Annotated in this window: 17 protein-coding genes, 1 other RNA gene and 1 other annotated feature; of the genes, 2 read left to right on the top strand and 16 right to left on the bottom strand. The window is 44.3% G+C overall.

The window, feature by feature from the left end:
• Positions 1 to 28 precede the first annotated feature (28 nt).
• The 15 genes from VP97_RS08285 to VP97_RS08215 all read right to left on the bottom strand — a co-directional run bounded on the left by VP97_RS08285 (position 29) and on the right by VP97_RS08215 (position 15,780).
• A complete protein-coding gene (locus tag VP97_RS08285) occupies positions 29 to 976 on the bottom strand; it encodes an ABC transporter permease (RefSeq protein ID WP_050181282.1) in 948 nt (315 codons plus the stop codon).
• Positions 976 to 1,899 (bottom strand): ABC transporter ATP-binding protein, encoded by a 924-nt coding sequence (locus VP97_RS08280; RefSeq protein WP_156153444.1) that lies wholly within the window; start codon positions 1,897 to 1,899, stop codon positions 976 to 978. Before VP97_RS08280 ends, VP97_RS08285 begins: the two co-directional genes overlap by 1 nt.
• Positions 1,896 to 2,600, bottom strand: a complete 705-nt coding sequence (locus VP97_RS08275; RefSeq protein ID WP_245629861.1) for an ABC transporter ATP-binding protein — start codon at positions 2,598 to 2,600, stop codon at positions 1,896 to 1,898. The genes VP97_RS08280 and VP97_RS08275 overlap by 4 nt, the downstream gene beginning before the upstream one ends.
• Positions 2,597 to 2,971, bottom strand: a complete 375-nt coding sequence (locus VP97_RS08270) for a GntR family transcriptional regulator (RefSeq protein WP_050181277.1) — start codon at positions 2,969 to 2,971, stop codon at positions 2,597 to 2,599. The genes VP97_RS08275 and VP97_RS08270 overlap by 4 nt, the downstream gene beginning before the upstream one ends.
• A gap of 3 nt (positions 2,972 to 2,974) precedes the next feature.
• Positions 2,975 to 3,760, bottom strand: a complete 786-nt coding sequence (locus tag VP97_RS08265; RefSeq protein WP_050181276.1) for a hypothetical protein — start codon at positions 3,758 to 3,760, stop codon at positions 2,975 to 2,977.
• A gap of 109 nt (positions 3,761 to 3,869) precedes the next feature.
• Positions 3,870 to 5,132 carry an EAL and HDOD domain-containing protein gene (locus VP97_RS08260; RefSeq protein WP_172656747.1) on the bottom strand — a complete coding sequence of 421 codons (1,263 nt, stop codon included), beginning with the start codon at positions 5,130 to 5,132 and terminating at the stop codon, positions 3,870 to 3,872.
• Between the two features lie 106 nt (positions 5,133 to 5,238).
• The gene (locus tag VP97_RS08255) at positions 5,239 to 6,000 is read right to left on the bottom strand and encodes a tRNA threonylcarbamoyladenosine dehydratase (RefSeq protein WP_050181312.1); all 762 of its coding nucleotides are present in this window, start codon (positions 5,998 to 6,000) and stop codon (positions 5,239 to 5,241) included.
• Between the two features lie 39 nt (positions 6,001 to 6,039).
• Positions 6,040 to 6,226: non-coding RNA, 6S RNA (gene ssrS / locus VP97_RS23235), on the bottom strand.
• A 91-nt stretch (positions 6,227 to 6,317) separates the two neighbouring features.
• Positions 6,318 to 8,090, bottom strand: coding sequence for an aspartate--tRNA ligase (gene aspS / locus VP97_RS08250; RefSeq protein WP_050181274.1), 1,773 nt, complete (start codon positions 8,088 to 8,090; stop codon positions 6,318 to 6,320).
• On the bottom strand, positions 8,091 to 9,368 hold the full coding sequence (hisS, locus tag VP97_RS08245) for a histidine--tRNA ligase (protein WP_050181273.1): 1,278 nt from the start codon (positions 9,366 to 9,368) through the stop codon (positions 8,091 to 8,093). It lies immediately after the preceding gene.
• Between the two features lie 57 nt (positions 9,369 to 9,425).
• Positions 9,426 to 9,636 (bottom strand) — a binding site (T-box leader).
• Positions 9,637 to 9,709: 73 nt separating this feature from the next.
• Positions 9,710 to 10,153, bottom strand: coding sequence for a D-aminoacyl-tRNA deacylase (gene dtd / locus VP97_RS08235; RefSeq protein ID WP_050181270.1), 444 nt, complete (start codon positions 10,151 to 10,153; stop codon positions 9,710 to 9,712).
• Positions 10,154 to 10,172: 19 nt separating this feature from the next.
• On the bottom strand, positions 10,173 to 12,371 hold the full coding sequence (locus VP97_RS08230; protein WP_050181269.1) for a RelA/SpoT family protein: 2,199 nt from the start codon (positions 12,369 to 12,371) through the stop codon (positions 10,173 to 10,175).
• 121 nt (positions 12,372 to 12,492) lie between these two features.
• Positions 12,493 to 13,008 carry an adenine phosphoribosyltransferase gene (locus tag VP97_RS08225; protein WP_050181268.1) on the bottom strand — a complete coding sequence of 172 codons (516 nt, stop codon included), beginning with the start codon at positions 13,006 to 13,008 and terminating at the stop codon, positions 12,493 to 12,495.
• Between the two features lie 2 nt (positions 13,009 to 13,010).
• The gene (gene recJ, locus VP97_RS08220) at positions 13,011 to 15,341 is read right to left on the bottom strand and encodes a single-stranded-DNA-specific exonuclease RecJ (RefSeq protein WP_050181266.1); all 2,331 of its coding nucleotides are present in this window, start codon (positions 15,339 to 15,341) and stop codon (positions 13,011 to 13,013) included.
• A 103-nt stretch (positions 15,342 to 15,444) separates the two neighbouring features.
• On the bottom strand, positions 15,445 to 15,780 hold the full coding sequence (locus VP97_RS08215) for a LapA family protein (RefSeq protein ID WP_050181264.1): 336 nt from the start codon (positions 15,778 to 15,780) through the stop codon (positions 15,445 to 15,447).
• Positions 15,781 to 15,907: 127 nt separating this feature from the next.
• On the opposite strand from VP97_RS08215, the gene VP97_RS08210 reads away from it, so the two are divergent.
• Positions 15,908 to 16,951 carry a C45 family autoproteolytic acyltransferase/hydrolase gene (locus tag VP97_RS08210; RefSeq protein ID WP_050181262.1) on the top strand — a complete coding sequence of 348 codons (1,044 nt, stop codon included), beginning with the start codon at positions 15,908 to 15,910 and terminating at the stop codon, positions 16,949 to 16,951.
• Between the two features lie 41 nt (positions 16,952 to 16,992).
• Here the strand turns inward: VP97_RS08210 and gltP are convergent, their stop codons facing one another.
• Positions 16,993 to 18,273: a glutamate/aspartate:proton symporter GltP gene (gltP, locus tag VP97_RS08205; protein WP_050181261.1), complete on the bottom strand. Its 1,281-nt coding sequence runs from the start codon at positions 18,271 to 18,273 to the stop codon at positions 16,993 to 16,995.
• A gap of 332 nt (positions 18,274 to 18,605) precedes the next feature.
• Here gltP and VP97_RS08200 point away from each other — a divergent pair, with 332 nt between their 5' ends.
• Complete coding sequence (locus VP97_RS08200; RefSeq protein ID WP_050181260.1) at positions 18,606 to 19,835, top strand: sensor histidine kinase; 1,230 nt, start codon at positions 18,606 to 18,608, stop codon at positions 19,833 to 19,835.
• Positions 19,836 to 19,837 lie beyond the last annotated feature (2 nt).

The raw sequence follows: 19,837 nt of genomic DNA, 5'->3' as shown, positions 1-19,837 counted from the left end.
CTCCATTCTTTTCGACGACTTTCAACAATTATGCGGCGACATCTCGTTTTTGAAATACCCCAAATGCCAGCAGCTGAAAAAAAGCAAAGTAAAGAGCCAGCATCGTAAGCGAGAAGCCGATTGTCATTCCTTCCACCATAGCATCACCTGTTTGAAACTGGGTCAGGTCCGTGTTGGCAAATAAAAGATATTTAGCCCAATCATAGCGCATGGACAGTAGATAAGTAACATTTGGCCCCGTAAATAATAGAAAAAGCGAAATTCCGATGGCCAGTGAGCTATTACGAAATACGGCGGAAATCATAAACGCCATCGTGGCCATCATCAATAGATCCAGCATATTCAATCCATACAGCTTCAATAAATAAAAAAGTATGTTTTGTTCAACAATCTGCCCGCCGTTATAGGCCAGGTGGACCGATTCACCTTCGATGCCGAACAAAAGGGCACCAATAACAACCGAAAACAAAAACGCCAGCATCGTTAAAAATAAACCAAACAGCACGACAGTCGCATATTTTGACAGCAGCACTTTTGAACGGCTGATTGGCCGGATCAACAGAAGCTTGACCGTTCCCCAGGAAAATTCACTGGCTACGATGCCGCCGGCAATCACGATGATAAACAAGCCGGCAAATTGCAATATATCATTGGCGGACTCTACAAACGACCACATATTTGGAGCAGTGTCGACCGGTTTGTTCTCCGCCAGCCGGCACTCATTCACAGCGATCTGTCCTTCTATAAATTCTTTTTTCTCTTTTGTGATTCCCGCGCTTTCGGCCAATTGCTTTTGATACAAAGCCGTTTCTGCCTGTACTTCCTGCTTCCAATTTGTTTCATGAGCCTGTTTGCTGGTCTCATATTTTGTAAAAGCCGCAAAAGCCGTAATGAAAAGAAGCAGCACCGCCGCCATCACATACGTCCCCGGCCGTTTAAACAGCTTGATCCATTCGTTTTGAATAAGTCCAACCATCATACCACCTCCTGTTGCCCGGTAATTTCAAGAAATCGGTCCTCAAGCGACTTGGACACTTTTCTCACCTCGTATACAGACAAACCACGTTCAGCCAGCAGCCGGATAATAACCGGAATGTCTGATCGTTCCGCTGAAAATAAAAGATGATTTCCCTCCTGCTTTACATTCGTGCCGGACGCTGTTTCTTTTATACACATGGCTGCTGCAGCCAGATCATTTTTTTCTACGTCTGCACAATACGTTTCAAGTCCGTCTTCCATCCAGCCCCGAACGGATTGCACACCAATCATCTTTCCTTTTTGCAGAATACCGATCCGGTCACACATCATTTCCATTTCAGACAGCAGGTGGCTGGAAACAATAACCGCCATGTCTTCTTTTTCGGCCAGGTCGCGAATATACTGGCGGATTTCTTTAATACCGGCTGGATCAAGTCCGTTCGTCGGCTCATCTAAAATAAGCACTTTCGGACGGTGTAAAATCGACTGGGCAATGCCGAGCCGCTGGCGCATGCCAAGCGAATACGTTTTGACTTTGTCATGAATCCGGTCCGTTAATCCGACCAGCTCCACCACTTTATCGAGCCGCTGCTTCGTAATGCCCTTTTGCATACGGGCGTACTGTTTTAAATTTTCATAGCCGCTTAAAAATTTGTATAACTCGGGATTTTCTACAATCGCCCCCACATTGTCAATCGCATCCTCAAAATGGGTCCGGACGCTGTGTCCGGAGATAAAAATATCACCTTCTGACATCTTCATCAGTCCCACAATCATTCGAATGGTCGTTGTTTTCCCCGCACCGTTCGGACCGAGAAATCCAAAAACCTCTCCTTCATGTACGCTGAAATGTAAGGAATCAATAATCTTCCTTCCTTTGATTGTTTTCGTCACATTTTCAAGCTGGACTACAACGCTCACGCCAACGCCCCCCTGTGCACATTTGTTTTCAGCCATTCCAAAACGGACAGTCCCTGCTCTTCCCTTACCTGCTCTACGTTGCATGAAGCGGTGATTTTCCCTTGCTCAAGCAGCAATGCTTCTTCTAAGATAGGCTCGATTTCTGTTATTTCGTGTGTGGTGATAATGACTGTCTGTTTGCCAAAATCAATAAACGATACAAGGCTTTTCACAATCGTATCCCGCACCATTGGATCAAGGCCGACAAACGGTTCATCCAAAAGGAGAATATCTGTTTTCCGTGCCAGCACAAGCAGCAGCTTCAACCGTCCCTGCTGTCCTTTTGACAGCTCACTCACCCTTTGACGGCGGTCCAGTTCCATAAAAGCAAGCAGCTCCTCGGCTTTGTCCTTGCTGAAGTCCGCATACTGCGATTTGAAAAATTGAATCATTTGCTCCACTCGAAAGCTTTTATACAGCATGCCTTCTGTAGATAAAAAAGCAAGATTCCGGGCAATGTTACGGCTGACTGGCTTTCCTTCAATCAAAACTTTTCCTTCAGTCGGATAAACAAGACCTGCTATTGCTTTCATCATAGTTGATTTCCCACTGCCATTCGGCCCAAGAATGCCATACACCTTCCCGCACTCAAATGTATAAGTCAACCCATCGAGTGATTTTTTTCTTCCGTATTGCTTTGTTACGTTATCTAAAGTGATCACGACGCTCCGCCTCCTTTCAAGCATTCGTGAACAGAATGATGGATTTCCTCGTCACTCAGCCCAATTTGACGCATGTTTTGGATAAACGCCTGTATGATTTCCTGTTGAATATCCGTTCGCATTTTCTGGATCATTTCGTTTTTTTCTGTCATAAATGTCCCCTGCCCCCGCTTTGTTTCAACGACACCAAGACGCTCAAGCTCGCCGTATGTTCGTTGAATAGTATTTGGATTTACACCTGATTGAATCGCCATTTCCCTGACCGACGGCAGCTTTTCACCCGGAAGCAATTCTCCACGCACAAATTGCTGAACGATTCGATCAGCGATCTGGCTGTATATCGGTTTGGATGTTTGAAATTCCGTGCTCATTGTTTACACCTCAACTTTTCGATCAAGAAGCCAGCTGGCTGCCCAAAATAATATGCAAAGTCCTGCGATTGACAACAATATTGGCCAAAGAAGAAGCTCCCCGCCTTTATCAGTGAAATCCAGTGCTACATTTCCAAAATGGCTTGCACTCATTTCTGTTAACTCCATTTGTATGGACCAGCTCTGCAAAAAGTTTTTCACCGGCTGCCATTCACTCAGGCGGGTAAGAATCGCCTGAGTTCCAAAATAAACGGCGAAGATAATTACCCATGCAAATTTTTTTAATGCCGGATACTGGGCCAGAGAATGAAACAGACCCCAGAGAAAAAGACCCCAGAGCGTAAAGTAAAGGCCGCCGAATACAATCGCTATGTTGAATATCGTACCTTCGAGCCAGGGAATAGACCCCGATAGGTCAATAAAAGGGTTGGAAACGGGTTCCATAATTACCCAGCTGATCACCATGAATAAATTGGTCAAAAATAGAGAAGTAATTGTAAAAAGGGCAGCCATCATCAATTTTGAACCGAGCAACTTGACAGCACCTGCTGTGCCGTGGCGCCAGTACTGCCCTTTTTCTTCAGCTTTCAGCAAAATAGCAGATGCAACAGGAAAAATGACCGTATGTCCAACGTAAAGCGTAAGCAACAAAGGAAACATGTAATAAAACACACTGTAATAGGATGCAAGCAAGCCGCCGGCCATGTAGAGAAGCAAAAGCGCCGCCAGCCAAATCCACAAGTACGTTTTCACAAGCAGAAAGTCTTTTTTTAACAGTCCTAAAAACAAATTGATCACCTCGTGTATTAGTGTACTATTTGTATAGTACACTAATACACGAATACACGTCAACCAATAAATTGTAAAAAAACCCAGCAGCCACATTGCGGCTGCTGGTTCATATTTGACTGTTCTCTAGTTGTTTTTTATTTGTTTGATTCATTTCAGCTGCCCACTGCCGGGCGTTTTCATAAACTTTTTTTATTGTATGCGAACTTATTCCAAGCTCTCCTGCTTTTGTTTCAATAACCGCCCAATCTACGATATCCATACCTACAGCAAGTTCTAAATAAGGCGTAATCGTCGTTACATTGCCGGTTAGCGTTTCATTGATCTCATCGGACAAAGGAATTTGAGTCAGTACATCTGATACACTGCAGCTCAACAGCACATCTACGAGGGAGAACATACCCGCAAGAAAAAATTCAGCAGCATTTCCTGCCTGAGTCTCTTGTGCCAGCCCCTCGCATACCTTTGCGCGAAACAGTGCAGATTCCATTAATTCTTTTGTTTTGCCCGGCAGCTCCTTTTGTATTTCCCGCAGAGCCAGTACATACAGCCATTTTGTCAGTTCAATAAATCCAAGCATCATAATCGCTTGTTTAATAGACTTGATTTTGGCTCTTGTACGCAGTGCAGGTGAATTGGCCAGCTTTAATAAATGATATGACAGTGACACATCCCGTTCAATCAAGCGAGCAATTTGATCAATATCGATTTCCTCAGCCTGCAAAAGCTTGATCAAATAAAAATACGAAACGGCATTGATTGGCAGGTCTTTTGACCGGATCAGCTGCGGCTTCGCGAAAAAGTAGCCCTGAAACAGCTCATAGCCTGCGCTTTTCGCTCTCTCGAATTCTTCACGTGTTTCTACTTTTTCTGCCAATAGCACAATATGAGGGAATTGGTTTGTCACTTTTTGTTCTATGGCAAGCCGTTCGGCGGCCGTTGAATTCAAAAAGTCTACTTTTATATATGTAGTCAGGGCGAATAGTTCATTATATAATTCTGTCTGCCCCCGCAGGATAAAATCATCTAAAGCAATTGAATATCCTTTTTGTTTAAGCCGTTTAAGAGCTACAATCAGCTCGGCGGTGATCGGGATATTCTCCAGCACTTCAATAATCACATGCTGCGGAGGGAAGCTTTCAGCCACTTTTTCCTTCAGCAGTGTTTCCGTAAAGTTAATAAAACAAGGGTGGCCGTGTGCAATTTTTTCCACGCCAACAGTCACAAATGAATGGATTAATACTTCAATTGTCGCTTGATCCGGAGATATATCCGGAAAAGCATTTGCTTCGCTGTTTCGGTACAGCAATTCATAGCCAAATACCTGCTCATTAACGTTGAAAATTGGCTGGCGAGCCATAAATAAATTCATATTATTCTGCGCTCCGATCATTGTTAATCTATGACAGTATACCATAAATAGATAAAAAGCCCCTTTTAAAAGAAAAAAAGTCATCCCCGGAAAAGGATGACTTTTTTTAATCGTTGACACGAGAGATTTTAACATCTTTTAAAATATCACGCACTACATAGCTCGCCGCAATTAACCCGGCGACAGATGGAACAAAAGCATTTGACGCAGGCGGCATTTTCGCTTTGCGAATTTCCGCTTCATCATTGCCGACAACCTGGCGCACATCTTCACGGATGACGATCGGACTTTCATCAGAGAAAATAACCGGAATGCCTTTTCGGATTCCTTCTTTGCGAAGGCGTGTCCGAATCACTTTTGCAATTGGATCGGTATGCGTCTTGGAAATATCAGCGATTGTAAAACGCGTCGGGTCTAATTTATTCGCTGCTCCCATGCTGGAGATGATCGGAATATTCCGGTTTAAACATTCTTTCATTAAATGAATTTTATAGGAAATCGTATCGGACGCGTCTACTACATAATCAAGGCCATAGCTGAAAAATTGTTCATACGTTTCTTCTGTGTAAAACATTTTCAAAGCAATGACTTCACATTCCGGATTAATATCCGCAATCCGCTCTTTCATTAAATCGGCTTTTGGCTGACCGACTGTTGATAACAGTGCCGGCAGCTGGCGATTAATGTTGGTAATATCAATTACATCTTTATCAACTAAAATTAATCGGCCCACTCCGGAACGAGCAAGTGCTTCCGCAGAAAATGAGCCTACTCCGCCGATACCTAGAACGGCAACTGTTGATCCTTTTAAAAGATCCAGACCTTCTTTTCCGAAGGCGAGTTCATTACGGGAAAATTGGTGAAGCATGTAAAAGATCACTCCTGTTTTTAAGCATAAAAAAAGACGGCGAATCCCAATCGTGCCGTCGTTGTAAAAACATATGTTTTGAACCCGCTCTACAGCAGGTGGGTGCCCTGTTTTGAGCGTTGCAAGTCCCCGCAAAGGGCGTGTGCGCTGTCCAAAAACTCAGACTCCCTAACATATAGTGTTCGGTCAAAACAGAATGTGTAACTAACGCACACATCAGGATTCGCCTCATTGGAATCATATTATCATACGTTTTTTTGAAAATCAACTAATGACCACTGCTAATTTATCAGAAAATTAAAAACACAACTTTTTTCTTATTTCGCTGTTTGACTGATACGTAGATGCAGTTCTTCAAGCTGAGCATTCGATACTTCACCTGGCGCATCTGTTAATACATCCGCTGCGCTTGCTGTTTTCGGGAATGCAATGGTGTCACGCAGGTTTGTACGGCCGGCAAGAAGCATAACCAAACGATCCAAACCAAGTGCAATACCACCATGCGGAGGTGTACCGTATTCAAATGCATCCATAAGGAAGCCGAACTGTTCTTTCGCCTGTTCCTCTGTAAAGCCAAGAAGCTTAAACATTTTTTCCTGCACATCACGTTCAAAAATACGAATTGAACCGCCGCCCAGCTCATAGCCGTTTAAGACAATATCATAGGCTTGTGCACGTACAGCACCCGGATCTGATTCCATTTTCTCGATGTCTTCACGGAATGGCATTGTAAATGGATGGTGTGCTGCGTAGTAACGTCCTTCTTCTTCGTCATACTCAAGCAGTGGCCAGTCAGTAACCCAAAGGAAATTGAATTTTGAATCGTCAATCATGCCAAGCTCTTTACCAAGCTTTAAGCGAAGAGCGCCTAATGCATCTGCGACAACCTGTTTTTTATCTGCCACAAACATGATTAAATCGCCTGTTTTGGCTCCAGCCGTCTCCAGCATCTTCGCCTGCTCTTCTTCTGTGAAGAACTTGATAATCGGGCCCTTCATGCCATCCTCTTCCACTTTCAGCCACGCAAGGCCTTTCGCACCGTAAATCGCTGCGAACTCTGTTAAATGGTCGATATCTTTACGGGAATATTTTTCACCGCCGCCTGGTACACAAAGTGCTTTTACCTGTCCGCCTGATTCTACAACCTGTGCAAACACTTTGAATCCAGATCCGCGTACAACATCTGCCATATCAATTAATTCAAGACCGAAGCGTGTATCCGGCTTATCAGAGCCAAAACGGTTCATGGCATCTTCATACGTCATGCGTTCGAATGCTCCATCGATATCCACGTTTTTCACACGTTTCATCACTTTTTTCAGCATTTCTTCCGTCATCTGCATAATATCTTCCTGGCTCATAAAGCTTGTTTCGATATCGACCTGTGTAAATTCCGGCTGGCGGTCTGCACGCAAATCTTCATCACGGAAACAGCGCGCAATCTGATAATAACGATCTATACCGGATACCATCAACAGCTGCTTGAAAATTTGCGGAGACTGCGGCAGTGCATAAAACTCGCCTGGATGAACACGGCTCGGTACAAGATAGTCACGGGCGCCTTCCGGTGTTGATTTTGTTAGGATCGGTGTTTCCACATCAAGGAAGCCGCCTTCATCTAAATAATCACGAATCGTTTTCGTTACGTCACTGCGCATTTTCAGCGTTTCGAACATAACCGGACGGCGAAGATCCATATAACGATACTTTAAACGGACGTCTTCGTTTACTTCTGTTCCGTCTTCAATCATGAACGGCGGTGTTTTCGCTTCGCTCAGTACATTGATTTCTGTTACATGTACTTCAATCGTGCCAGTCGGGATGTTTTCGTTTACGGTTTCCGCATCACGCTTAACAATCGTTCCTTTCACATCAAGCACGTATTCATTGCGGACTTTTTCTGCTATAGCAAGTGCTTCTGCTGAAATTTCCGGGTTAAATACGATCTGCATGATACCTGTACGGTCACGCAAATCAATAAAAATAACGCTCCCAAGGTCACGGCGGCGCTGCACCCACCCTTTTAATGATACTTCTTTTCCAATATGTTCTTCGGTCATTTCACCGTTATAAAACGTGCGTCCAAACATTTACTTCGCCTCCATTTTTGTTTTAATATAACCAGCCAACTCATCCAGTGATACCTGGTCCTGGGAACCTGCCGCCATATCTTTGACGGTAATCCGGTTTTCTGCCAGTTCATCTTCGCCTAAAATCGCTGTAAAGCGGGCGTGCTGGCGGTCAGATGCTTTCAGCTGAGCTTTCATTTTCCGGTCCTGATAATCACGTTCTACTGAAAGCCCCGCTGTACGCAGTTCATGAACAAGTGATACAGATCGATCTTTCGCTGCATCTCCAAGTGCTACGACAAAACAGTCAATTCCTTGATCGATTGGCCATTCTGTTCCTTCTGCCTCCATCGCGGCAATAAACCGCTCAATACTGAAAGCAAAGCCGATTCCCGGTGATTCCGGGCCACCAAGCTGCTGTACAAGGCCGTTGTAGCGTCCACCGCCACACAGCGTTGTAATTGCTCCGAAGCCCTCTGCTTCGCTCATCACTTCAAAAGCTGTGTGGTTGTAGTAATCAAGCCCGCGGACAAGCTTTGGATCTACCGTATACGGAATGCCGATTGCATCCAAATAGCCCGTTACTTTCTCAAAGTACGCTTTTGATTCTTTATTTAAATAGTCCAGAATAGATGGTGCTGTTCCCATCAGCTCGTGATTCCGATCTTTTTTGCAATCTAAAATCCGTAGCGGGTTTTGCTGCAAACGTGTTTGACAGTCACTGCAGAACTCATCAATACGCGGCTCGAAATGACGGATCAGTGCTTCACGGTGTGCATTCCGGCTGTCAGCATCGCCAAGGGAATTAATGACGAGATTTAGCTTTTTCAATCCAGCTGATTTGTAAATGTCCATAACAAGTGCGATTACTTCCGCATCGATAGCCGGATCTTCACTGCCAATCGCTTCGACACCAAACTGAACAAATTGGCGATAGCGGCCTGCCTGAGGACGCTCATACCGGAACATTGGGCCTGTATAAAACAGCTTTACCGGCTGATCCGGATGGCCAAACATTTTGTTTTCAACAAATGAACGGACAACCGCCGCTGTACCTTCTGGACGCAGGGTCAAACTCCGCTCTCCTCTGTCTTCAAACGTGTACATTTCTTTTTGCACAATGTCGGTTGTATCGCCGACGCTGCGCTTGAACAATTCGGTATGCTCAAAAATTGGCGTTCGAATTTCTTTGTAGTGATAACGGCGGCAGACGTCTTTAGCAATGGATTCTATGTACTGCCATTTTTCTGACTGGCCTGGCAAAATATCCTGTGTGCCGCGTGGAATATTCACTGACATGGTTGTTCCTCCTTTATTTGTAAAAACACATAAAAAAACTTCCATCCCTGCATTGTGCGCAGGGACGGAAGTTTTCCGCGGTACCACCCTCGTTAAAGCCGAAGCTTTCCCTTTTTTTGATAACGCAATGCGCGGTTTTTCCTACTATCTTTCAGAAAAACGCCTCGGAAGTGTCTGTTCATGAAGGTGCACCGTAAATGCTCTCAGTCGCGGCATTTTTCTCTGTCCGGGCAGGGTATTCACTACTTTTCTTCGTCTATGGCTTTTCGTATGTTTTTATAATGAACTGGATATCCAGCCCGCTGAAAAAATTATAAAAAACTTTCCTGTTTATTTCAACCTTAATCTTTTGTATCAAGAATTAAAGTAACCGGTCCATCGTTTACAAGAGAAACATCCATCATGGCGCCAAACACTCCTGTTTCTACCTGGACCCCTTTTTCGCAGAGGAGGCGGTTAAACGTATTATACAGACCTTCCGCGTGAGAACCAGCTGCCGCCTTCATAAAATTTGGCCGCCTGCCTTTTTTGCAATCGCCGTACAGGGTAAATTGGGAAATCGATAAAATCGATCCGCCCTCATCAAGCAGCGATCGGTTCATTTTCCCTGACTCGTCTTCAAAAATACGCAGGTGCACAATTTTTTCAGCGAGCCAGGCCGCATCCTGCTCCGTATCCTCATGCGTCACTCCAACCAGAAGAACAAGGCCGGAGTCAATTGCTCCTTTTACTTCTCCTCCAACCATAACACTGGCCTTTTTACTTCTTTGCAGAACTACTTTCATTTTCTCACACCTGCCAATGTTAATTCATAATGCGGCGAACCGCATAAATATCAGGTATTTGTTTAACCCGTTCCACCACTTTTTGCAGATGGTTCACATTACGAATAAAAATGGACATATCGATTTTCGCCATTTTATTCCGATCTGATCGTCCAGACACCGCTGAAATATTTGTTTTCGTTTCGCTTACCACATGCAGGACTTCATTTAAAAGACCCTGCCGGTCATAGCCGGAAATTTCAATGTCGACGAGATATTCTTTTTGATTAGAGCCGCCAGACTCCCATTCAACGGGAATCAGGCGATTTTCTGCATCGTCATCTGCTGTTACATTTGGACAGTCCTCCCGGTGAACAGAAACACCTCGTCCTTTTGTAATATAGCCGACAATGTCGTCACCCGGCACCGGATTACAGCAGCGGGACAAACGAATCAGCAGGTTATCAATGCCTTTTACTGTAACGCCGGCATTTTTCTTTTGTGCGGCTGGATTCGGCGGCGTTTTAATTTCCTTAACCGCTTCATTTAAAGACGCTTCCTGATCACGCTGCTTGCGCAGTTTCTCTGTCAGCCGATTGGCAACTTGCAGAGCTGTTACACCGTTGTAGCCGACGGCTGCGTACATGTCTTCTTCGTTTAAAAAGTTAAACTTTTCCGCCACGCGCTTTAAGTTCTGCTGTGTCAGTACTTCTTTTACATCGAATTCCATATTTTTTATTTCATTCTCGACCAGTTCCTGGCCTTTTTCCACATTTTCTTCACGATTTTGCTTTTTAAAGAATTGACGGATTTTATTTTTTGCCTGTGACGTCTGCGCCATTTTAATCCAATCTTTGCTTGGACCATATGAATGCTTGGACGTTAAGATTTCTAAAATATCCCCTGTTTTCAGCTTATAGTCGAGCGTAACCATTTTGCCGTTTACTTTGGCGCCGATGGTTTTATTGCCGATTTCTGAATGAATACGGTAAGCAAAATCAATCGGCACAGAACCGGCTGGCAGCTCGAGCACATCACCTTTTGGCGTGAATACAAAAACCATGTCTGAAAACAAATCAAGCTTCAGTGACTCCATAAATTCTTCTGCATCCTGCGATTCATTTTGAAAATCCAAAATCTCGCGGAACCACGTCATTTTCTTTTCAAACGAGGCGTTTTCATCCACCGTTCTGCCTTCTTTATAAGCCCAGTGCGCTGCAACCCCAAATTCAGCAATTCGGTGCATTTCTTCCGTACGAATCTGCACTTCAAGCGGATCACCTTTCGGCCCAATGACCGTTGTGTGAAGAGACTGGTACATGTTCGTTTTCGGCATGGCTATATAATCCTTGAAACGGCCCGGCATTGGCTTCCAGCATGTGTGGATGATACCAAGTGCTGCATAACAGTCTTTAATGCTATCCACGACAATACGCACCGCCAGTAAATCGTAAATTTCATTAAATTGTTTGTGCTGCATAGCCATTTTTCGATAAATACTGTAAATATGTTTAGGGCGGCCCGATATTTCCGCACTAATGTCCATTTCGTCAAGCCGGCTTCGCATTAAATCTATGACGTCGTCTAAATACTGCTCCCGCTCTTCACGCTTACGTTTCATCAAGTTGACAATCCGGTAGTATTGCTGCGGATTTAAATAACGAAGAGCCGTGTCTTCCAGCTCCCATTTAATTTTCGACATACCAAGACGATGGGCAAGCGGGGCGAATATTTCCAGCGTTTCGTTAGAGATACGACGCTGTTTTTCCTGCGGCAGATGTTTTAATGTCCGCATGTTGTGTAGCCGGTCCGCCAGTTTAATTAAAATGACTCGAATATCCTGCGCCATTGCCACAAACATTTTCCGGTGATTTTCTGCCTGTTGTTCTTCTTTTGACTTATATTTAATTTTCCCAAGCTTTGTAACACCGTCTACCAGCATTGCTACTTCCGCGTTAAATTCATCTGCTAAATCCTGCAGTGTCACTTCCGTGTCTTCTACCACATCATGCAGAAAACCGGATGCGACCGTTGCCGGGTCCATTTCAAGTTCAGCCAATATACCCGCAACCTGGATGGGATGAATGATGTACGGCTCGCCCGATTTACGAAACTGGTGCTTATGCGCTTCTTTTGCGTACTCGAATGCACGCCGGACAAATCCGACATGCTCCTCATTCAAGTAGGCACGGGTCCGGTCGATGACCTGGTCGGCGGTTAATATCTGGTCTTTCGCCATATGTTTTGTTCACCTTCGCCCTTTCCGAAAAAAAAAACTAATTGTTCTTATTATCGAAAAAAAAGCGCAGGATGTAAAGTCATCCTGCACTTTTTTTGTGAATTAGGCGATTTTTGTCGAATCAGTCGTATGGAATGATGGTTAATACATCATATCCATCCAATTTTTCGCGCCCGTTCAAGTAATTTAATTCAATTAAAAAGGCAATACCTACTACAATACCGCCAAGCTGCTCCACAAGCTTGATCGTTGCGTCAATTGTACCGCCTGTTGCCAGAAGATCGTCTGTAATCAAAACACGCTGGCCCGGCTTAACCGCATCTTTATGAATGGTCAATACGTCTTTCCCGTACTCAAGCCCATACTCTACTTTGATTGTTTCACGCGGCAGCTTGCCTTCTTTGCGAACAGGTGCAAACCCTACACCAAGAGAGTAAGCAACTGGGCAGCCTACAATAAAGCCACGCGCTTCCGGTCCAACAATTAAATCAGCTTTTTTCTCTCTTGCATAAGCAACAATTTGGTCTGTTGCATAACGAAATGCCTCGCCATTATCCATTAGCGGTGTAATATCTTTAAACTGAATGCCCGGCTTTGGCCAATCCGGTACAATTTTAATATACTCTTTTAAATTCATGTTCATCGTTCCTCCCAGTGTCTAGCGGGCTGCTTCATCCATTCATCCAGAATCGTTTTTAATTCACGATAGGATGAGTACAGCAGCTTTTGTTCAAGGTTAAATTGCGTCTGCTTTCGTATGTAGGCAGGCGACTCGCTCAAATCACGCTTGTCCGCTTTCTTTTGCACTTCAATCTTTCCATTCTCTAGTTTAACAAATCCAAGCTCTAAAAACACGTTTGACATAAAACGAACCGCAGCATAAGACCAGCCCTGCTTTTTCGCCAGCAGCTCGCCGTGCTGTCTTACATCAAATGAGCCTCTTTTTAATAAAAACCCGTAGTACCATTTAAAATGATCCCGTGTTGGCATCGCACTGAAGAAATGATTCTCCTGTGTGCTGAAATGGGCGTAAATGCGGGCCGGCGCTTTTCCAGCCAGGAGTGACTTCATCACGGCTTCCCTTTCCGGCAAATCAAGCAGAACTACATTTTTCCCGTCCATTTCAACGAGTGCCGCCTCCTGTTCAGTTTTCACAAATACAACATTCGGATCCCCTGATACATGGCTGAAAGACACGGCAACTTTTTCATCCGGCACGTCTTTGTACCAGCTTGAAACATTTTTTCCGCCGCGCATATCAAACAGCTGGCATTCGTCTACCCGCAGGTCGCGAAGCATAAGCTGCGGGCGGCGCATATTATTCCATTCATTGATGGACAATTCACCAATGACCGAAATGTCAGATGTTTTTGCTACTTGATCGACGTATTCGCCCATGCCAAAGCCAATTCCATCAATGGTCTGCCCATCCTGTTCAAGCGCTGCTTTTAAATGGGTTTGATTGGCACCAATCTTTTTCATAGAAGCAATTTTCGCGTCCCGGATCACAAAAAGAGGTTTTGGGTTATTCATGCCAAACGGCGCCAGCTTATTCAGCTCCTCAATCCCCGATACTGTAATATCCGACACTGCCGCTTCCCCATCCACTTGAATAAGGGGAGTAAAATCCTCTTCTGTAAGTGTATCCTTAGCGATACGAACCATACGGCTGCGCAGCTCATCTACATCATTAATAGATAATGTCATGCCGGCTGCCATTGGGTGACCGCCAAAATGAGGCAGAATATCGCGGCAGGTTGACAGGCTTTGAAACAAATCAAAACCTTTAATGCTTCTGGCTGATCCTTTTGCAATTCCCTTCTCCGAGTCAAATCCAAGGACGATAGCTGGACGGTAAAATGTATCGGTCAGCCGTGATGCAACGATGCCAACGACACCAGGATTCCACCCTTCCTTACCAACGATAATAACCGGGTACTCATCAGGCGGATACTCCTCATTCACCATGTCGATCGCTTCTTTTGCCATTTCGTTGACGATCGTCTGACGCTGCTTGTTCATGCCGTCAATTTCTTCCGCGAGCATCAGCGCTTCTTCCATGTCTTCTGTCAGCATTAATTCTGCAGCCGGACCGGCATCATCAAGACGGCCAGCCGCATTAATACGAGGTCCGATCATAAACCCGACCGTCTCTTCATTAATAGATGACTGCTCCGTACTCGTTTGTTTGCAAAGCGCTACAATACCGGGCCGCTCAGTTTGACGCAGAGCCGACAAACCTTTTTTGGCAATCAGCCGGTTTTCTCCATTCAACGGTACCAGGTCGGCAATCGTCCCGATGGCGGCCAAGTCAAGCAGATGCTCTGGTACTTTACCATATAACGCATGGGCTACTTTTAATGCCACGCCCACACCAGCAAGGTAACCAAATGGGTACGTTCCGTCTGGATGCTTCGGATGGATAATAGCCAATGCTTCCGGCAGCTGAGGCCCAGGCTCATGGTGATCGGTAATAATTAAGTCAATACCAATTTCCCTGGCCACCTGTGCTTCATGGACACCGGAAATTCCGGTATCAACCGTAATAATTAACCCAAAACCACTTTCTTTCGCATGACGAAAAGCCGGCTCATTCGGACCATATCCTTCAGTGAACCGGTTCGGAATATAATAATCAGCGTAAACCCCGTAATCGCGAAGCGCTGTTAAAAGCAGCGCTGTACTGCTGACACCGTCAGCATCATAGTCACCAAAAACAAGAACTGCTTCTCCCTGCTCTTTCGCCTGACGAATACGGTCAATTGCTTTGTTCATATCTTTTAATAAAAAAGGATCGTGAAAAGCGACACCTTCATCAAACAAAAATGCACGTGCTTCTTCTTTTTCGGTGATTCCCCGTCCCAATAAAAGCGATGCCGCGAGAGGGCTTGTTCCAACTTCCTCCGCAAACGCTTCACTTTTTTTGCGGTCCACTTCTTTCAAGGACCAGCGCATTTTTGGTTTTAGCATAATTTCACCCCATAACGTACTCATTATACGGGTCAATTGGATAAATGACAATATGATTAAAAAAGGAAGGCTAAATGGAATCCATTCAGCCTTCCTTTTTCCTTTAAGAATCACCATCCGGCGCAAGCCGAGTTGAAGTAGCGGCGGGCGTTCTTCGCTCGCGGTGTTCAAGCTTTAAGTCATGCAGTTCTTTTTTCAGCTGTTCATTTTGGCGTGCCAGTTCTTTGCGCTGACGTTTAAGAGCCATTGTTCGAAATAAACTGAACATAAAAATGGCCAGACCGCCGAGCAGCACAGAAAACAAAATAACAAGAATAAGCGGCCACTGTGCAGATCCGAATGCGTAATTTACCGTTACGGGATCTACATTAATTACAGCAAAAACAGCGATAACAAGTGCGAAAATTAATCCTAAAATAAGGGCTGTTTGTGTTTTCATATTCTTCCCTCCCTACATATCTTTACTTTTCCCTTTTTCGAATTCCCTTCAAACATCATTCCACACTTCCTTCTTGAATTCTTTTTCCAAAACAGGCACGATAAGAGAAAAAGAAAGCAGGAATAGGATGCAGCGGTTTTATATAGACGTTTTGCAAGGAAGAGGAAGCTACTACGATCTTGGACGACTTGCCGGAGAGAAACTCAAGCAGTCGCCGCTTTTTGCCGTTCATCAAAAACGACACAAAAAGTCTCTTCGTTCTTATGATATTGATTTCAAGCAGGTAAAAAAATACTTTCAATCCTTCGCCCCTTTTATGTGGGAGGAATTTGAAGGATTGTCAGAATCGCTTGGCTGGTCCCTGTATGACGTTGTTCATGAATACAGCGGTTTTCAAGCGGACGATGTGAACAGCGGCTGCTCAGCCTTGATGAATAATGGCGTTTTCGCCAGGAACTATGATTATCATCCAAAAACGTACGAAGGCAGGCTTTTGTTATGGCAGCCCGATGATGGCTACGCATCGGTCGGCATAAGCGGACGGCTGGTCGGCCGAATTGACGGCATGAATGAAAAGGGTCTGGTGATCGGCTTTCACTTTGTGAACCGGCGCCGCGCTGAGGACGGCTTTACCTGCAGCGTTATTGCCCGAATGGTGCTTGATACGTGTTCTACAACAGATGAAGCCGTTGCGCTTCTCCGTTCTATCCCACATCGTCACGCGTTCAATTATTCGATTTACGACAATTCTATGCGAAGCGCTGTTGTCGAGGCATCACCGCGAGGCGTGCATGTACATAATCAGGTGGAGGCCTGCGCGAATCATTTTGTTTCGAATCAATTGTCTGACGAAAACCGTCACCACACTGTCGAATCAAAAGAACGGCTCCACACTCTTCAAAAGTATTCTGAATCCTTGCAGAACGCTTTTGAAAGGTTTAAGCTCTTTAATGATCCCAGCTACGGTATTTTTAAAAACAAGTACGCCAGCTGGGCTGGAACGCTTCACACAACCATTTATGAGCCGGCGTCCCGTCATGTTCTGCTCGGCGTTGGCGAACAAGCACGGCCCATCCCCATTGACTTTGGCCGCTGGGTGGCTGGAGAACGTTTTCCCATCACTCGCGTATTCGGCCATATTGACTCAAATGAATTATTTGTGCATATGTGATGTAAACATAAAAAAGACAGGCTTTTTCAGCCTGTCTTTTCTTATGCGGATTTAGATTGCTGTATTTGACGCACTTCTTCCAAGTACCGTCTTCCTTTAGCTTCATCGTACTGCCCTTCCCACTTGGACATGACAATGGCAGCAAGAGAGTTACCAACAACGTTGACCACTGTGCGGGCCATATCCATGATCCGGTCAATTCCAGCGATGAATGCCAAGCCTTCAACCGGGATGCCCACGCTTCCAAGCGTAGCAAGAAGCACAACAAACGATACGCCTGGCACTCCAGCAATTCCTTTGGACGTAACCATTAGAACGAGTACAAGTGATACTTGTTCTGCCAGCGTCAACTCAATACCGTACATTTGTGCAATAAACAAAGCAGCAATTGCCTGGTAAAGCGTCGATCCATCAAGATTGAACGAATAGCCCGTTGGAATAACAAACGAAACAATCGCCTTTGGACAGCCGAACCTTTCCATTTTTTCGATTAATTTCGGCAAAACCGTTTCTGAACTTGACGTTGTATACGCAAGAATCATTTCGTCTTTTAAAATTCTAAATACGTTAAGAATATTTATACCTGCGATTTTTGCTGTAAGTCCCAGCACGACAATGATAAAGAAAATCATAGCGGCGTATACGAGAATAACCAGTTTACTCAGCGGAATCAATGATTCAACCCCGAATTTAGATACCGTTACACCAATCAAAGCAAATACACCGAATGGCGCAAATTTCATAATTTGGTTTGTAATATAAAACATTGCTTCTGCCGTTCCCTGGAAAAAGTTTAACACCGGCTTTCCTTTTTCACCGATTGCAGCAATACCAAGACCGAATACAACAGAGAAAAAGATAATGGCCAGCATGTCACCTTCTGCAAGAGAAGTAAATAAGTTTGACGGCACGATATTGACAAATGTTTCAGCAAACCCATGGTTTGCTGTTTCTTCCGTTGTGTCTACATAGCTGCTGATGTCGGTTTTATCCAGATTGGACATATCGACTCCAGCACCCGGCTGAAAAATATTGGCAGCAGCAAGCCCAACCAGAATCGCGATAGTCGTAATAATTTCAAAATAAAGAATTGTTTTACCGCCCAGTCTTCCGAGCTTTTTCGTGTCACCAACGCCAGCTACGCCGACAATGATGCTGGAAATTACGATTGGAATAACAATCATTTTAATAAGACGCAAAAAAATGTCACCAATCGGCTGAAGATAAGTGGATACATGCGGATTTCCGTAAAAAGCGGCCCCAACCGCAATACCCAGAATCAACCCTATTAAAATTTGCCATGCTAATCCTATTTTTTTCATTTCATCAATCCCTTCTATTAATTAACAATTCAAAGCTGCGCATAGTGTGGAATTAAACGCAGCCACTTGTTCTCCGCCCTCAATCTTTACGCATGCCTGTTTTAATTACATGCAAATGATAGGTATACTTCCATGTATGTAACTATATTTCACGACCTACACGATCATACATTTTCCTACAAAGTGAGCGTTTTTTTCACAAAAAAGATCGTCATATTGTGTTGTCCACCGCTCAACTGTATACTATTCTTCATATATTGAAGCAAAAGGAGAGGCTTTTTATTTTTTCTACCCATCCCTTTTTTAAAAACGAACGGCTGCTGATCCTACTTATGGCTTCCGCTGTGCCCGCCGCAGGCGAATTAAAAATATATCCATTCGGAGAAGTGTTCCGGATTGGTTTAGGTCCCCCTGTTATGTTTTTCTTTTTGCTGTGTATAAGAAAAGAACGAATGGTGTGGGCCGGGCTGATTACGGCAATGGCGGTCGTGGTAGTTCGTTCTGTCCTTGAACAGCCTCTTTTTCATATCGAAGCTGTTTTTGCTTCCGCGTTGCACCATATTCCGGCGTTTGTTTATTATTTTTCCTATGCCTGTTTATGTCGTTTTTCCCAGTTAAAACGGTACGAAAATCAGCCCATTAAAATCGGGCTTGTCATGCTTGGCATCGATTTAGCTTCTAATTCTATTGAATTGTTTGTAGACTCCCTGTTGTTTGCGATCACTCTTTCTTTAGATGATGTAATAGAAATTTTTTTGATTGCATTTGCACGCGGCTTTATCGTTGTCAGTTTGTTGACCATGCTTAAGCTGAATGATGCCTACATAAGAGAAAAACATATTACCAAGCAGCATGAGCATATGCTTATGCTTGTTTCCAATTTGTACGAGGAAACCATTTATTTGAAAAAAACATTGAATGATGCCGAAGAAGCAACAAAAGAATCTTATCAGCTTTATCGCTCGCTGAAGCAGGATAACCATGAAGCAAGCCAGAAAGCATTAAAGCTGGCCGGCAAAATTCACGATATAAAAAAAGATAACCAGCGAATTTTTGCAGGACTTTCCAGAGTGATTACAAACGAAAGCCCAAAAGATTTTATGAGTGCCGAGGAGCTGCTCCAGCTAGCCGTCCAGATCAATGAGAAATATGCCGCTTCATTAAAAAAGGATATCTTGTTTTTTAAAATGGTTTCAGGAAAGCATACACCCTACCATGCTTATACGTTTTTGTCCTTAGTAAATAATTTGGTTTCAAATGGAGTAGAAGCTATTGTGGAGCAGGGCACTATAGAGATACACCTGTTATCCCGTCAGGATTGGATTGAGCTTCAAGTACGAAACAGCGGCCAGCCTATTGCCGATAAGTACACGGAGGTCATTTTCGAGCCGGGCTTTACAACCAAATACGATAAACAGGGAAATCCTTCAACCGGCATCGGTCTTGCTCACGTCAGGGAAATTGTAAACGGCTCTGGAGGCAATATAGCAGTAAAAAATGAACCAGACGGTGTTTTATTTCGCATTCGCATTCCCGGACGGTCATTTATTGAGAAAGGTTGATT

This window comes from Domibacillus robiginosus (genome assembly GCF_000966195.1).
In the GTDB taxonomy this organism is placed as follows: Bacteria; Bacillota; Bacilli; order Bacillales; family Domibacillaceae; genus Domibacillus; species Domibacillus robiginosus.
Note: the sequence above shows the minus strand (reverse complement) of the source record. Positions and strands in the feature narration are given on the sequence as shown.

Excerpts from the sequence above, each read along its gene's own strand:
- VP97_RS08285 (WP_050181282.1), bottom strand. The coding sequence starts at position 976 with ATGGTTGGACTTATTCAAAACGAATGGATCAAGCTGTTTAAACGGCCG.
- recJ (WP_050181266.1), bottom strand. The coding sequence starts at position 15,341 with ATGCTAAAACCAAAAATGCGCTGGTCCTTGAAAGAAGTGGACCGCAAA.
- VP97_RS08260 (WP_172656747.1), bottom strand. The coding sequence starts at position 5,132 with ATGAATTTATTTATGGCTCGCCAGCCAATTTTCAACGTTAATGAGCAG.
- VP97_RS08210 (WP_050181262.1), top strand. The coding sequence starts at position 15,908 with ATGCAGCGGTTTTATATAGACGTTTTGCAAGGAAGAGGAAGCTACTAC.
- dtd (WP_050181270.1), bottom strand. The coding sequence starts at position 10,153 with ATGAAAGTAGTTCTGCAAAGAAGTAAAAAGGCCAGTGTTATGGTTGGA.
- aspS (WP_050181274.1), bottom strand. The coding sequence starts at position 8,090 with ATGTTTGGACGCACGTTTTATAACGGTGAAATGACCGAAGAACATATT.
- VP97_RS08215 (WP_050181264.1), bottom strand. The coding sequence starts at position 15,780 with ATGAAAACACAAACAGCCCTTATTTTAGGATTAATTTTCGCACTTGTT.
- VP97_RS08200 (WP_050181260.1), top strand. The coding sequence starts at position 18,606 with ATGGCTTCCGCTGTGCCCGCCGCAGGCGAATTAAAAATATATCCATTC.
- VP97_RS08270 (WP_050181277.1), bottom strand. The coding sequence starts at position 2,971 with ATGAGCACGGAATTTCAAACATCCAAACCGATATACAGCCAGATCGCT.
- VP97_RS08230 (WP_050181269.1), bottom strand. The coding sequence starts at position 12,371 with ATGGCGAAAGACCAGATATTAACCGCCGACCAGGTCATCGACCGGACC.
- VP97_RS08255 (WP_050181312.1), bottom strand. The coding sequence starts at position 6,000 with ATGCTTCACCAATTTTCCCGTAATGAACTCGCCTTCGGAAAAGAAGGT.
- VP97_RS08225 (WP_050181268.1), bottom strand. The coding sequence starts at position 13,008 with ATGAATTTAAAAGAGTATATTAAAATTGTACCGGATTGGCCAAAGCCG.
- hisS (WP_050181273.1), bottom strand. The coding sequence starts at position 9,368 with ATGTCAGTGAATATTCCACGCGGCACACAGGATATTTTGCCAGGCCAG.
- gltP (WP_050181261.1), bottom strand. The coding sequence starts at position 18,273 with ATGAAAAAAATAGGATTAGCATGGCAAATTTTAATAGGGTTGATTCTG.